General features: G+C 71.6%; 13 protein-coding genes, 1 rRNA gene and 1 pseudogene. 8 read left to right on the top strand and 7 right to left on the bottom strand.

Annotated features, from left to right (window positions below; all coding sequences use genetic code 11):
- Positions 1-332 precede the first annotated feature (332 nt).
- Entirely contained in the window at positions 333-1397 is a 1065-nt protein-coding gene (locus DRB89_RS33800) for an alpha/beta hydrolase (protein WP_112451989.1), read from the bottom strand.
- Positions 1398-1511: 114 nt separating this feature from the next.
- Between DRB89_RS33800 and DRB89_RS33795 the strand changes: the two genes are divergently transcribed.
- Complete coding sequence (locus DRB89_RS33795; protein WP_112451988.1) at positions 1512-2147, top strand: GNAT family N-acetyltransferase; 636 nt, start codon at positions 1512-1514, stop codon at positions 2145-2147.
- A 35-nt stretch (positions 2148-2182) separates the two neighbouring features.
- Entirely contained in the window at positions 2183-3028 is an 846-nt protein-coding gene (locus DRB89_RS33790) for a PaaX family transcriptional regulator C-terminal domain-containing protein (protein WP_112454079.1), read from the top strand.
- 81 nt (positions 3029-3109) lie between these two features.
- Here DRB89_RS33790 and DRB89_RS33785 read toward each other — a convergent pair whose 3' ends face one another.
- A complete protein-coding gene (locus DRB89_RS33785) occupies positions 3110-4690 on the bottom strand; it encodes an ISL3 family transposase (RefSeq protein ID WP_239516467.1) in 1581 nt (526 codons plus the stop codon).
- Between the two features lie 580 nt (positions 4691-5270).
- On the opposite strand from DRB89_RS33785, the gene DRB89_RS33780 reads away from it, so the two are divergent.
- Entirely contained in the window at positions 5271-5675 is a 405-nt protein-coding gene (locus DRB89_RS33780) for a hypothetical protein (RefSeq protein ID WP_112451986.1), read from the top strand.
- A 504-nt stretch (positions 5676-6179) separates the two neighbouring features.
- Here DRB89_RS33780 and DRB89_RS33775 read toward each other — a convergent pair.
- From DRB89_RS33775 to rrf, 3 genes are all read right to left on the bottom strand, one after another.
- A complete protein-coding gene (locus DRB89_RS33775) occupies positions 6180-6455 on the bottom strand; it encodes a hypothetical protein (protein WP_112451985.1) in 276 nt (91 codons plus the stop codon).
- 63 nt (positions 6456-6518) lie between these two features.
- Complete coding sequence (locus DRB89_RS33770) at positions 6519-6782, bottom strand: hypothetical protein (protein WP_162688832.1); 264 nt, start codon at positions 6780-6782, stop codon at positions 6519-6521.
- Positions 6783-7103: 321 nt separating this feature from the next.
- A 5S ribosomal RNA gene (gene rrf / locus DRB89_RS33765) occupies positions 7104-7210 on the bottom strand.
- A 104-nt stretch (positions 7211-7314) separates the two neighbouring features.
- Here rrf and dhaL point away from each other — a divergent pair.
- Positions 7315-7920: pseudogene (gene dhaL, locus DRB89_RS45220) on the top strand (dihydroxyacetone kinase subunit DhaL); the annotation flags it as partial.
- Positions 7909-8430 (top strand): PTS fructose transporter subunit IIA, encoded by a 522-nt coding sequence (locus tag DRB89_RS45215; protein ID WP_239516899.1) that lies wholly within the window; start codon positions 7909-7911, stop codon positions 8428-8430. The pseudogene dhaL and the gene DRB89_RS45215, both read left to right, overlap by 12 nt.
- On the opposite strand, the gene DRB89_RS33755 is transcribed toward DRB89_RS45215, so the two are convergent.
- Positions 8415-9764 carry a serine hydrolase domain-containing protein gene (locus tag DRB89_RS33755; protein WP_239516466.1) on the bottom strand — a complete coding sequence of 450 codons (1350 nt, stop codon included), beginning with the start codon at positions 9762-9764 and terminating at the stop codon, positions 8415-8417. The genes DRB89_RS45215 and DRB89_RS33755 overlap by 16 nt on opposite strands.
- A gap of 322 nt (positions 9765-10086) precedes the next feature.
- Between DRB89_RS33755 and DRB89_RS43320 the strand changes: the two genes are divergently transcribed.
- Together DRB89_RS43320 and DRB89_RS33750 are read left to right on the top strand one after the other, a co-directional pair.
- Positions 10087-10227, top strand: a complete 141-nt coding sequence (locus DRB89_RS43320; protein WP_162688831.1) for a hypothetical protein — start codon at positions 10087-10089, stop codon at positions 10225-10227.
- 286 nt (positions 10228-10513) lie between these two features.
- The gene (locus tag DRB89_RS33750; protein WP_112451982.1) at positions 10514-11956 is read left to right on the top strand and encodes an APC family permease; all 1443 of its coding nucleotides are present in this window, start codon (positions 10514-10516) and stop codon (positions 11954-11956) included.
- Positions 11957-12071: 115 nt separating this feature from the next.
- On the opposite strand, the gene DRB89_RS33745 is transcribed toward DRB89_RS33750, so the two are convergent.
- Positions 12072-13265, bottom strand: a complete 1194-nt coding sequence (locus DRB89_RS33745) for an NAD(P)-dependent alcohol dehydrogenase (protein ID WP_239516464.1) — start codon at positions 13263-13265, stop codon at positions 12072-12074.
- 60 nt (positions 13266-13325) lie between these two features.
- Here DRB89_RS33745 and DRB89_RS33740 point away from each other — a divergent pair, with 60 nt between their 5' ends.
- Positions 13326-14162 (top strand): helix-turn-helix transcriptional regulator, encoded by an 837-nt coding sequence (locus tag DRB89_RS33740; protein ID WP_112451981.1) that lies wholly within the window; start codon positions 13326-13328, stop codon positions 14160-14162.
- Positions 14163-14196: the final 34 nt, after the last annotated feature.

The raw sequence follows: 14196 nt of genomic DNA, 5'->3' as shown, positions 1-14196 counted from the left end.
ATCACCATGCACGGGCACATCGTTCCGGCCGGTGTGGAGTGGACCGCTGCCTTCGCGGATCTGGACTCGGCGGACTTTCCGGTGCTCTGGGTCCTGACTCCGTATGGGGACGCTGTGTTCAACCAGCGGCAGATGCCGTTGCTGCTGGCGGAACTCGACCGGCTTCCGGCCGCCTGTGGTGGCGAGTGGGTCACTCAGGCCCGCGAGTTGTGCCAGGTCGTCGAGCGCGGTTCGCACCTGTATGTGTGGTTCCTTGTCGGCGTACGCTTCAAAGTGCAGCGGGCCGTATTCGCGAACGTGCACCACGCGTCATGGCCGATCTTGCCGGACTGTCACGGGGTGGCGTTGCCGCCTTGTTCGAGTTCCTTGAGGAACTGTCGTTGGCCGTCCAGGAATCCGTCCGCGAAGAGCGAGCGGGGCGAGAAGAGCGCAGTGAGCGTGATCTTGAGGTCCGACTGCTCGATGGACTGCTTGAGCAATGAATGGGTCGCGTCCGGGTAGCGCTTGGCCGTCAAGGCACCGCCTGCGTCCAGCACCTCGCGGTAGACGCGCTCCGTGTCGGCGATGTCTACGTTGATGTCATGACCCGCGAGGGCCAGCAGCACCGGTACGCCGCGCAGGGCGCGAAGGTCTTGCGTGGCGTCCGCGGTGTAGTTCTTGGAGATGAAGCCCCAGCGATCGTCGGTCATGCCGTCCGCGTCGCCGCCCATGGCCTTGACGTACTCCTCGAAGGTCGCGTGGCGTTCCAGCAGCCGTCGGGTCGTGTCGCTCTTGGCGATCGCCGCGTTGGTACGGGCTGCCGGCGCGCCGTCGGCGCGCAGCTCGGCGAGGAGGTTGTAGCGGCCCTGCTGGAGCCAGTTGATCGCGGGCGAGACGGCGATGACGAAGCTCACGGGCGTCTTGGCTGCGACCTTCGGCAGGACCCAGCCCGCCTGGCTGGCGCCCCAGAGCCCGATCCGTTCGCCGTCGATGTCCGGGCGGGTGCGCGCCCAGGCGATGGCGGCGGCTGCCTCGTCGGCCCGGTCGTCCATGGACTGGCCGAGCCAGTTCCCGGGCGCGCCCGCGACGCCGGGCTTGTCCCAGGACAGGGAGGCGTAGCCGGCCTTGGCGTTCGCTTCCCACAGGGGCTTGTACCCGTCGTCATGGGTGGCGTCGACGGGGCCGTCGCCGTGGACGTACACGACCAGGCCGTGGTGCTTGCGGCTGTCCTTGGGGGTGGTCAGTACTCCGTTGAGGATGTGGCCGCCGTGGCGGATCGATACCCGCTGCTCGTCCATGGCGTAGGAGTGCTGCCACAGCACCACGCTGACGAGACCGGCGGCCACGACCAGGGCCGTGACGAGTGACCACACGGCTGTGCGGAGCCCGCGCCGTCGGGGCTGGATCTTTGGATGCATGGGATCTGACCGCCTCTGTTCAGGTGAGCGAACCTGAAACTATCAGAACGAGTACGATCGTTGTAAGCGTGATAGTTTTGAGTTCCGGGTTGCAGTGAGAGAAGAGGGCACGGCATGGGAACGGACACGACGGACACCGGTGCTGGACCGGTGACGGTCCGGCGGGGCCTTCCGGCCGGCGCCGAGCGGCGGGCGGCCGAGATGTACTGGGCCGCCTTCGGCCGTAAACTCGGCCCCGCGCTGAACCCGCCGGACAAGGCGGTGCCCTTCATCGCCGCCCACCTGAACGCTGATCGCGCGGTGTGCGCGATCCTCGACGGGCAGCTCGTCGGCCTCGCCGGCTACCAGCTCGGCGGCCGTGCCCTCACCGGGGGATCGGCCTCCGCCGTGCTGCGCGTGTACGGACACTTGCGGGGGCTGCCCAGGCTCCTGCTCCTCGCCCTGTTCGAACGCCACCCGGCCCCCGGACAGCTCGTCATGGACGGCATCGCCGTGGACCCGGGCATACGCGGGCGTGGTGTAGGGAGCCTGCTCATCGAGGAAGTGGCCGCCGTGGCGGCGGAGCAGCACTGCCGGGAGATCAGACTGGATGTGATCGACACCAATCCGCGCGCCAGGGCCCTGTACGAGCGGCGCGGCTTCACGGCCGTGGGGACCGAGCGCACGCCCTACCTGCGCGGGCTGCTGGGGTTCGGCGCGGTGACCACCATGCGTCGCACCGTCGGAACGAGAGGGGCGAAAGAACTGTGAGCGCCGAGGCGGACCACGTCGAGGTCCCCACCCGCATGCTCGTCCACGCGCTGATCCGCGAGGACGGCACCGTCGGCGCGGACGAGCTCTACACCGTCGCCAACACCCTGGGCATGAGCGACCAGCAGGTGCGGCTGTGCGCCAAACGCCTCGTGGCCGAGGGCCGGTTCACCCACGAGGGCCGTGGCCGCAAGGCGCAGCTGCACGCGACCGCGGACACCACGCGTGCCCTGGCCCCCAACGCGGACTTCCTCCGGCACGCGTTCCAGCAAGACGCCGGGCTCGCGCCCTGGGACGGTGTCTGGCACCTGGCGGCCTTCGCGGTGCCCGAATCGGCCCGCACGGCCCGGGACGCCCTGCGTGAGACCCTCGTCCACTTCGGCGGCGCCCCGCTCCAGGGCGGACTGTACGTCTGCGCCAACGCCTGGGAACCGTACGTCGAAGAAGCGGCCCACCGCCTCGGCGCCGACGAAGCGCTCACCCTCCTCACCACGACTGACCTGCGCAAGGGCGACACCCAAGAGCCTGTCGAACTCGCCCGCCGCCTGTGGTCCCTGCAGGAGATCGCCGACCGCTACCACCGCCTCAGCCGCATCACCCAGCCCCGCCTCGCCCGGCTCACCGGCCCTGCCGAACTCTCCTCATCCTCACTCCTCACCATCGCGGTCGAGCTGGCCGCCGAACTCACCCGCGCCATGGAGCCCGACCCGCTGCTGCCGCCTCAGCTCCTGCCCCAGCCCTGGCCCGGCACCCAGGCCCGGGAGCTCGTCGCCCGGTGCTGGGCGGTCCTGCACGAACGAGAAGGCGGCGAAGCCCGCCCAGCCCTCTTCCGCCTCTACGCCGACATCACCCGAGAAGCTGCAGACCGGGCCGCGCGCTGAGTACGGGACAGAGGGCGTGCACTTTGATTCGTACCGACCGGTGCATGTTCGGGGCTCTGGCAAGATTTTCGTAGGCGAAGATCATCTCGGTGAGATGGTCGGCCGGTCGGCATAGCGTCGTCGGAGGTGGGCGATCAGGACGACGCGGTGTCTGAGGAGACGGACGCCGGCGCGTCCGGCCATGATGCGTTTCTGCAGCTTGACGTCGGTGATCCGGCCCTCGTTGACCCCGGAGTTGTAGGGGGTGGTGATGCCCTGGGTGACGGCATCCCGGTCTTCGCGCAGGGCCCTGGCAAGGCCGGTCAGCGGTGCGAGTCCGGTGTTCGCGAGGTCGTCCAGCCACTTGGGCAGGGATGTCGCGTCGCGGTTGTCGAGCATGTCGGCGAACCGGCGGACCAGGTCGTGCGCGGTCCTGAGTTCAGGGCAGTGGTCGAGGAGGCGGGGCAGGCGGTCGTTGATGTGCGGGCTGCGCCGGTGAGGGTGGGTCGTGATCCATCGGGCGGCTTCGCGTGGTGAGGGCGGCCGCTCGCGGGGCTCGTCCAGAGGCAGGCCCCGCCTGAGCGGTGCGACGGCCATCTTCACGCGCTGGTAGTGGCCGGGATAGCCCTTGGTCTGCAGTTCTTCGTGCAGGATCTTGGCGCTGTGCTGTCCCTCGTCCCAGCGTTGCTGCAGGTAGTCGAGGTAGGGATCCAGGGTAGAGAACTTGCGTGGAGGGCGCCGCACGACCTCCTGCCAGGTGCGGGCTCGGGCGTACTTGCTGACGGTGCGGCGGTTCAGGCCGAGCTCCCGGGCCACGGAGCTGTGGCTCCGGCCAGAGCGGGTCAAAGCCTGAACGGCTTCGAAAAGCCTTCGAGCGTGACGCTCGGCCAGCGTGTCCTCGGTGGTGTTCTCGACGCACTCCTCGACCGGTGCGGCAGCGGTGTCGTTGATCGGAGGCAGTGCTGCGGGCAGGCAGCCGCGGTGGGTGGAGGCGATGTCCTGGACTCGGCGGGAGAGGCCCTGCCAAAGGTGAAAGCGGTCACTGACCTGCACGGCGTCCGGGGCGCCGACGGTGATGCCCTGCCGGTAGGCGAGGGAGCCGTCGCGGCAGGCGACCTCAACCCCTGGGTGTTCGCGGAGCCAGCGGCCGAGCCGTTCCGCGTCGCGTCCTTCCCAAAGCGTAAGCGGGAGCCGCGTGGTGGCGTCGACCAGGAGAGTTCCGTAGGTGTCGCCGTAGAGTGCGAAGTCGTCCACCCCCAGCACCCGCGGCGCAACCAGCGGCGGCAACGGCACCCGCATCAGCTGGGACAGGACGGCGACCCGCGAAAGCCTGATGTTCAGCATCCGAAGCATCCGGGAACCGCCCCGGCCGGCCAGCACGACTCCGACGTCCTCCACCAGGCGCTGCAACGCCGGTGTCCGCCGCTGGTAGCGCACGGTCAGCCCCGGTACTTGCTCGGCGAAAGTCGCCTTCGAGCAGGCCATGTTTTCGCAGTACAGACGGCGTACGGACAAGATGATGCGTAAAGGCTTGCCTGCGAGCGTGACGTCGGAAAGGCGCCGTACATAGCGGCTGTGGCGCCACCCGCTGAGCTGTCCGCATCCCGTACATCCCGCTGGAACACCGGATCTCGTGCGGGCCCGGACCGCCACCACAGCATCAGAGACCTCGACCGAGTCCACGAGGACATCAGCCAACTGCGGCAACAGACCGACCAGTTCACCAGGGCACAGTCAAAGACTGCCCGCCGCGCAGACCGACTGCCCCTCCTGACGAGATGATCTTCGCCTACGAAAATCTTGCCAGAGCCATGTTCGGGTGTACGCCGACATTCCTCGGCGACTGACCCTGTTCGGCTGGGCTTCAACTCTCCTGGGGTCGTTGCTTACTTGCCCTCCGGCGGGCTTGCTGTCCGCGATGTGTCCCAGGATCGCGAGCAGGTCGCCGTCGGCAAACCGCCCTGCCGTGGCCGCAAGACCGCGGGCCTGGTCGACTCTGCCGTTGACGCCCCGGCACCACACCCTCGCGCCGGTATAGCCCGGCGGGGTCGAGTAGCGCACCGAGTTGAAACTGATGGTGCGGTCCGGACTCAACTGGCTCCACAACTGGACTTTGCCACGGCCGCCGACAGGGTTGTCGGAGCACCGACAGCCCGCCTTTGCCGGCGACATCGCCCAGGGAGCCACGGAGGCCGGAGCGGTGGTTTTCGTGTGCGCTACGTGTGGAGTCTCCCTGACCGAGGCACTCACACGACTGCCCGCGGTGCCCGAGGCTCCGTATTACGCGTGGTGGGACGCCGACGAGCCCGGCCCGTCACCGGCCACCGTGCCTCCGGGCTGCTACGCGATCGAGACGGAGCCGTACGGAGCGCCCCTGGTGGTCGCCCGAGCACCCGGGCCCGTGATGCCGCGTCGGGGGGCGAAGAGCGACGTGCACGGGCAGCCGCTGGTGTCGCGGGGCCCGCGGGGCAACATCGTCATCAACCCGGGTGACGCCCGCGGCCTGGAGCTGCGGCACGCGTCCGCCGCCTGCTGCGGAGCGACTCCGGACGGCGGGATGAACCAGATGTGCCCCTGCGGGACACTCGTCGCAACGCTCTGCTCCGACTGCTGCCTGCCGTACGAGCTCCACCTCTCCGCCGGCCACGTCCGCGCCGTTCACCCCTGAGGGCCGCCCGTCTCACTTCGGGCCGCACGATCGGGACGCTCGAGCTGGTCCGGACCCAGGAGCCGCTGCGTCGACACCTTCCGGCCCCGCCCGCGGACATCCTGGATGTCGGCAGGGGGCCGGCGTGCACGCCGGTGGCTCACGGACGACGGATACCGGGTCACTGGGGTCGATCCCGTGCAGCGGCACGTCAGCCAGGCCCGGCCCTGGGCTGACGGCCTTGGTCGGGGACGCGCAGCAACTGGACCGGGAGGACGAATCGATCGACGCGGTGCTCCTGCTCGGTCCCCTCTGCCAGCTACCTGATCCTTCGGGCCGGGCACGAGCATGGCGGGAGCACACCGGACCGTCAGGCCCGGCGGCCTGGTGGCCGCAGCCGCTCAGCCGCTCAGCCGTAACCAGCATGCATCTGCTCGCCCTCGTACGGCGGCCGTCCAGGCGCTGACCAGCTGGCGTGGTCAGTCGGGCCTGTTCTTTCGTTTTCGCCCCACCGACGGGGGCAGGTCAGGCTGCGTCGTCCAGGAGGCCGAAGGCTTCCGGGAAGTCCTCGAGGAACTCACGGCGCGACGGATCGGTCTCCTCCGCGGCCATCTTCCCCAGCAGCTCGAGGAATTCGGTCCGCTGGTCGTTCGACAGGTCGCCCACCAGGTGGGCGGCGCCCTCCAAGACCTTGACCGCGTCGTCGGGATCCATCTGCTCGTCCTCGCTGCCCTCCACGAACCAGAGGACATCGACCAAGGCCTCGGTCAGGGCGCGGTTCAAAGACGAGTACACGGGCATCAGTTCGTTCTCCCAGCAGTGGAGTTCAGAGTCCGGCCATCCCAGCACACACCACTGACACGGTCAGCAGCGGCGGTGCCACCACGCCAACTCCGTTGGTGTCAGGGGTTCGTGGTGGGTTCGGTTGAGGAGCATGTCGTCCAGGGCCTCGACCCGTGCACGCAGTTCCGCGGAGGCTTTCGGCGGCAACAGGAAAAGGGCTTCCTGCAGCTTGTCCCGCGCCCAGCCCTCGCCGCAGCACGAGCAGGTGAACTCCGACTCCCACCGCTTCCAGCGGCGCTTGCTCCCGTGGACTCGGACGGACCACACGCTGAGTGCGACGGACACGATGCCCGGGGTCAAGCGGTCGCGCTCGAGGACCCGGACGGCCGCGTTCGCCGCACCCGACAGTCCTGGGACATCGCGGTACCGCGCCCACGGATTGCGCGAGCCCCGCTCACGCGGTCGAAGTGTCGCCGGCGCTCTACGCGGCACGGTCCCTTCCCGTGGATGTCATGAACCGGATCATCGCACGCTGCGGGCGCGGCGGCGGCGCATTTTGCCCGCCGCATTCTGCGCCGCACGCGTTGCATGGAACAAATGATCTGGTCCAGAACGCAGAAAAGCCCCGCACCATAAGGTGCGGGGCTTTCCCACAATAATTGTTCGGCGGCGTCCTACTCTCCCACAGGGTCCCCCCTGCAGTACCATCGGCGCTGAAAGGCTTAGCTTCCGGGTTCGGAATGTAAACCGGGCGTTTCCCTAAACCCACTCCGAGGAGCCCTCCCCCATGACGACCATGACGACCATGCCGACCACGCCCGCGACCACGCCGACGACCCCGAGCGCGCGGTCCGCGCCGTCCGCGGCGCACCCCGCGCTGGACACCGCGTACTTCAGCCGCTGGATCGCCGAGACCAACCGGCTCGTACGCCGGGACAGCGCGCGCCTGACCGAGCTGGACGCGGTCATCGGCGACGGGGACCACGGGGCCAATCTCGTACGGGGCTTCGGCGCCGTCGGCGCGGCCGTCGCCGAGCAGCGGCCCGCCACCCCCGGGGCGCTGCTGACCCTGGCCGGCACGACGCTGACGAACACCGTGGGCGGCGCGTCGGGCCCGCTGTTCGGCACCGCGCTGCGCCGCACGGGCAAGGTGCTCGGGGACACCGAGGTGCCGACCGCGGCCGAGCTGGGTGCCGCGCTCGGCGCCGGGCTGCGCTCCGTGCAGAAGCTGGGCGGCGCCGAGCTCGGCGACGCCACGCTGGTGGACGCGCTGGCTCCGGCGGTGAAGGCGCTGTCCGAAGCCGCCGGGGCGGACCGCCCGCTGCGCGAGGCCCTGGACGAGGCGGCAGCGGCGGCCCGCGCGGGCGCCGACGCCACCGAGGGGCTCGAAGCCCGCAAGGGCCGGGCCAGTTACCTCGGCGAGCGCAGCGTCGGGCACCAGGACGCCGGGGCCAACTCCGTGGCCCTGCTGATGGAGGCGCTGCGCAGCGCGGTCGACGCCGCCGGGGCGGAGCTCGCGCCCGGGGAGCCGGCCGTGGAGCCGGTCGTCACCGCGGCCCCGGCGGACCGGCCGGCGCCGAAGACCCGTACCGGCCGGGTCGGCGTGGTCCTGGTCTCGCACAGCAAGGCGGTCGCGGAGTCCGTCGCCGCCCTGTCGGGGGCGCTGATCGGCTCGGTCGAGCCGGCGCCGCTCGCGGTGGCGGGCGGCACCCCGGACGGCGGTATCGGCACGAGCGCGGAGCTGATCACGGCCGCCGCCCGGTCCGTGGACGAGGGACAGGGCGTGGCGGTGCTCTGCGACATGGGCAGCGCGGTACTGACGGTGAAGTCGCTGCTGGGCGAGGAGCCCTCCCAACTGCCCGAAGGCGCCCGGATCGTGGACGCGCCGTTCCTGGAGGGCGCCGTGGCGATCACCCTGACCTCGGCGATCGGCGGCGACCTCGATGCCGTGCTGGCCGCCGCCGAGGACGCGCGCGGCTATCGCAAGCGCTGACCGGGGGCCGGCGGGGCCGAGGGGAGGGCGCCCTTGAGCAGGAGGGTGTCCAGTGGTTCTGCGGGCCCCTTCGGCTCGGCGGCGGCCCCGGCCCGGGGCGCGGCTCCGCACAGCGCCTGTTCGCGCAGGGCGGCCAGGGCCGCGTCGACCGGATGCGGCACCGGGCGGCCCTGCGCGTCCGTGCGCTGATAGCCCATCAGGTTGATGCCCAGCGCCACCTGCCGCTTGCCGTCGGGTGTGGACATCGCCTGGGTGCCCGAGCCCCAGACCGCGCCGTCGTGGCCCCACACCGGGCCGCACGAGGTGTCCACGGTGTAGACGCCGAGGCCGTAGCCCATGACCACGGTGCCGCTCCCGTCCTTGACCGGCACCGCGGTCTTCATCTCGCGGAGCTGGGCGGCGGGCAGCAACCCGCCCTGGAACAGGGCCCGGTAGAAGGTGTTCAGGTCCTGGGTGGTCGAGATCAGCGCACCGGCCGTGCCGGCCATCGTCATGTTGTACTCGGAGTAGTCGCGGGGCGGATCGATGAGCCCGCCGAAGTTCTCGTACAGCTTGGAGTGCGGGCCCTTGATCCGCGGGTCCGTGCCGGGGAAGTAGGTGTCCTTCAGCCCGGCCCCGCGGATCACGTTCTCGGTGATCACCCGCTCCGGGTCCTTGCCGGTGACCTCGCGGATCAGTTCCCCGAGCAGCAGGTAGTTGGTGTTCGAGTACGACCAGTCCGTGCCGGGTTCGAAGAGCTGCGGGGCGCCGACCCCGTAGCCGATCAGCACCTCGGGCGCGATGGTGCGGTGGCGGAACTCGTCGAGGCTGCGGGGGGAGTTCTCCTTGAAGGACGGGAAGGCCTCCGCGACGTAGTCGGGGAGGCCGCTCGTGTGGTTGAGCAGCATCCGCACGGTGACCTTGCGGCCGCGCTCGCCCGGGAGCAGCTCGGGGAGGTAGTCGCCGACCGGCCGGTCGAGCCCGATCCGGCCCTTGGCGCTGAGCTGGAGCACCGCGACCGAGGTGAAGGACTTGGGGACGCTGCCGACCCGGTGGCGCATGCCCGGCCGGGTGGGGCGCCCGGTGGCGGTGTCCGCGACGCCGGTGGCGCCGTCCCACCGGGCGCGGCCGTCGCGGACGGAGGCGTACGACCCGTACATGCCGGCGTCGCGTACGGCGTCGAGCCGCCGGGTGAGGGACTCGCGGTCGAGGCCGCGCGCGGCGGAGTCCGAGGCCCCCGGCCCGGCGGCGGCGGTCGCCGCCGGGGCGGCCCCGGCCAGCAGGGCCAGGAGGACGGCGGCCGCGGCGGCCGTCCTGCGTGCGCGGCGGTGTCGCTCTGAGTGGGTGTGCTGCACCGGTGTCTCCCCGAGTCGGTGTGCGCTGGCGGGCAGGTGGTCGATCATGCCCACCCCGGATTCTTCCGGGGGTCCGGCGCGCGCCCATCACCCCCGGGGACGATCCGTTCGCGCGCCGCCTCGTGCTCAAGTACCGGGCGGACCTCCCCCGTACGGGTCCCTTGACGCCTGGCAGCATCAGGGGCATGACACCTCGCAAGATCCGCGGCCCGGCCGAGCGGGTGCTCGGATACGCGCGCGTCCAGGAAGCCCGCGACCCCGGGACCACGGCGGACCGGCTGCGCGAGCTCGCCGGGGACGAGATCACGCCACCGTTCGACGCATGGCCGTCCACCACCCCGGCGCCCCGCGGTCGCTGCGCGCCGAACTCCTCGCCGAGGGCGCCTGCGCCTGTCCCGGGCACTGCAGCCCGGGCGCCTGGGGCACGCTGCTCCGCAGGTGGCGGGAGACCGGGCGACCGTGACACGGGAGCGCGGCAGGTCGGCAAAGCGGAAGGAAATTTACCGGCGGTCACGTGCGGTTCCCGCACATGGCGATCGCTCAGCGTTTACGGGGTCTTGACGCGGAAACCTGCGGCCGGACCGGGTCCTGGCGATGGAATCCGCACATGAACAGCTCTTGACCTGCGGATCTCGTGAAGATTGCATGTCGGCCCGGGAGCCACCGAACCACTCTTGCCCACCACCGCCCCGGAGGCGATACCGCTCCCGCGCTCACTCACCGCATCTGCCGATCGGAACACCGCACCGATGTCTGACACGATCAGCGCCCCTCAGGCCCTCTCCCCCGCCACCGGGCCCACCCCCCAGAAGCTCAAGCGTTCCATCGGCGTCGTCGGCGGTACCCTGCTCACGCTGTCGTGCGTGACGCCCGCCTCGACGCTCTTCGTCGTCGTTCCGGACCTCTTCTCCAGCCTCGGCACCTGGACCGCCCTCACCATCGCGATCGGCTCGCTGCTCTGCGTCGGCGTCGCCTTCTGCTACTCGGAGCTGGGCACCCTCATCCCCAGCGCCGGCGGCGAGTACGCGATGGTGTCGACCCTGTCCGGGCGGCTCGCCGGCTGGCTGGTCTTCGTCCTCTCCCTGCTGGTCGTGATGATCGTGCCGCCCGTGATCGCCATGGGCACCGCCGACTACCTCGCCCCCGTGGTCGACGTACCGGCCCCGGCCGCCGGCGCCGGCGTGATGCTGCTCGCCACCCTCGCCGGCCTCCTCGACCTGCGGGCCAACGCCTGGATCACGGGCGTCTTCCTCGTCCTGGAGGTCGTGGCGGCCGCGCTCGTCGCCGTCCTCGGCTTCGCGCACGGCGAGCGCGGCGCGGACGCCCTCGTGCACGGCTCGGTGGCCGCGGAAACCGGCGGCACCTCCACCGTCACCGCGATGATGGTCGTCTCCGGACTCGCCATCGCCCTGTTCATCACCCAGGGATTCTCGACGGCCGTCTACCTCTCCGAGGAACTGGAGCACCCGCGCCGCAACGTCCCGCGGACCGTGCTCGCCACCCTCGCCATCTCCACCGCCGTCATCCTGGTCCCGGTCATCGCCATCACCCTGGGCGCCCCCGACCTCGAGGCGCTGACCTCCGGCGACCTCGGCGCGATGGTGACCGCCTGGTCCAACTCCGCCGTCGGCACCTTCGTCAGCCTGTGCGTGGCCCTCGCCATCGTCAACGCCGGCATCGTCATGGTCATCCAGAACTCCCGGGTGCTCTTCGCCTCCGCCCGCGACAAGGCCTGGCCCGCGCCCGTCAACGCGGCGCTCTCGCGGCTCGGCCGGTTCGGTTCCCCGTGGGTGGCCACCCTGCTCGTCGGCGTCCCGGGTGCGGCGATGTGCTTCGTCAACCTCGACACCCTGTACGGGGTCACCGGCGTCTCGGTGACCGGCATGTACCTGCTGGTGGCGGTGGCCGCGCTGGGCAGCCGGCGCGGGGCGCACCGCGACACGGCCGCCTGGCGGATGCCGCTGTGGCCGGCCGTCCCGGTCCTGCTGATCCTGGTGTTCGCGTACATCCTGACCCAGCAGGAGACCCAGTACCTGCTGTGGACCGGCGGGATCACCGCCGTCGCCACCCTGTACTGGGCGCTGTACCTGCGCCCGCGCAAGGACACCCGCTGGCTGGTCAGCATCCCGGTGGACGAGGACAACCCGGCTCCGGCCGCGGTTCCCGCACAGGCCTCCGCCCCGGCCCTGTAGGGCCGCCCGGCGGCCCCGCCTCCTGGCGGCCCGACGACCCGGCACCAGGACCCCGTACGCGCGGATGGCCCGCGTACGGGGTCCTTGCCGTCCCGCCGCCCGGCCACGGCCCGGATCACGGCCCGGTCCGGATCACCACCTTGCCGAACGGTGCGTCCGCCGCGTAGCCGCGGTAGGCCTCCCGGGCCTCCTCGAAGGGGTGCACCCGGTCTATCACCGGGCGGAGCCCGCTCGCCGCGATCGCCCGGTTCATCGACTCGAACTGCGCCCTGCTGCCGACGAACACGCGCCGGATGGTCGCGAGGCTCGACGCGTAGGCCTCGTGGGAGATCGCGATGCCCGGCTTCGTGGCGGTGCCGGTGGTCAGCAGAACGATCTGCCCGTAGAGCGCACCGGCCCGCACCGACTGCTCGATGGTGTCGGGGCCGCCCGTCTCCACGACCAAGTCGGCGCCGCCGCCGGTCAGTTCCCGGACCTGCGCGCCCCACGCGGGCGTCCGGAGGCGGTTCACGACGGCTTCGGCCCCCAGCGCCTTCAGCCGGTCCGCCTTCTCCTCGCCCGACGTGGTCGAGACGACCCGGCAGCCGAGCAGCTTCGCGAACTGCACCGCGAAGAGCGCGACCGGGCCCGTGCCGAGGGTCAGCACGCTCTGCCCGGGCAGCGGTGCTCCGCCCTCGCCGCCGGTCAGCGCGTTCCAGGCGGTGAGCGCGGCGCACGGCAGGGTCGCCGCCTCCTCCCAGGTCAGGTGGTCCGGGACGCGCACCGCCCCTTCCTCGTCGAGCAGCGCGTACTCCGAGAGCATCCCGTCGAGGGTGCAGCCGGGCTGGTCGACCATGGCCGGCGTGAGCCGGCCGTCGCGCCAGCGCGGGAAGTAGGTGCCACAGACGCGGTCGCCGACGGCGAACCGGGTCACCGACTCCCCCACGGCCACCACCTCGCCCGCGCCGTCGCTCAGGGGGACCACCCCGGGCACGGCGGCCAGCGGGTAGCGCTCGTGCAGGATCAGCAGGTCGCGCTTGTTGAGGGAGGCCGCGCGGACGCGGACGACGATCCCGGTCGGCCCGGCCGGAACCGGGTGCGGGCCGCCGGCGCCGCCGTGGCCGTGGCCGTGGCCTTGGCCGTGGCCGTGGCCGTGGCCGTGGCCGTGGCCGTGGCCGTGGCCGTGGCCTTGGCCGTGGCCGTGGCCGTCGCGCAGGACGATCCCCTCCACCGTGCCGAACGCCTCAAGGTGGTACGCGCGCATCTTCGCCTCCAGATGGTCCCGATGTCCCGATGTCCCGATGACGCCGATGCTCCGGTGCCCGGACACGCGCGGCAATTCCCTCCGGGGAATGGCGGGCTCCGCCGGGCCGGGGGTTAGAAAGGGGTCATGGCCACCACCGCTGCCGCCTCGACCGCCCCGGCCTCCTCCCCAGGGCCCTCCCCGTTCGCCCGCGAGATGCGCCGGCGCAGGTCGCTGCGGCGCATGAGCCAGCTGGAGCTGGCCACGCTCGCCGGGACCACCCAGCGCCACCTCAGCTTCATCGAGAGCGGCCGCTCGGTGCCGGGGCGGGCGATGGTGGTACGGCTCGCCGAATCCCTCGGGCTGACCCTGCGGGAGCGCAACGCCCTTCTGCTGAGCGCCGGTTACGCACCCCTGTACGCCGAGTCGGCGCGGGACGCGGAGGCAGTCGAGCCGGCCATGGAGGCGCTGCGGTCCATCCTGACCGGCCACCTGCCGTATCCGGCGGTGGTGGCCGGCCCGCGCGGGGAACTCGTCCTGGCGAACGCCGCGTTCGACCTCCTCACCGAGGGCGCCGCCGCGCACCTGCTCGAACCGCCCGTGAACGTGCTGAGACTCGCCCTGCATCCGCAGGGCATGGGGCCGCGCGTGGTCAACGCGGCGGCGTGGGGGCGGCACATCACGGAGGGGCTGCGGGCCCGGTCGGCGGCCCATCCGGATCCCGGCCTCGACCTGCTGGTCGAGGAGCTGACCGGCTACCTGCCGGCCGCCGTCCCGGACCAGGCCGGGCACCTCGGCTTCGCCGTGCCGCTGCGGCTGCGCTCCGCGGACGGCGAGCTGAGGCTGCTGACCACGCTGACCTCCTTCGCCACGGCCGTCGACGTGACCCTGGCCGAGCTGCACCTCGAGGCCTTCCTGCCGGCCGACGCGGCCACCGCCGAGCTGCTGCGGCGCCGCGAGGAGCTCCGGAAGCGCCCGGCCTAGACGGGCCCCCTGCCCGCCATTCGGAACGATTTCG

This window comes from Streptomyces sp. ICC4 (genome assembly GCF_003287915.1).
GTDB lineage: Bacteria > Actinomycetota > Actinomycetes > Streptomycetales > Streptomycetaceae > Streptomyces > Streptomyces tritrimontium.
The sequence above is the reverse complement of the archived record's forward strand: the minus strand, read 5'-3'. Positions and strand labels throughout refer to the sequence as shown.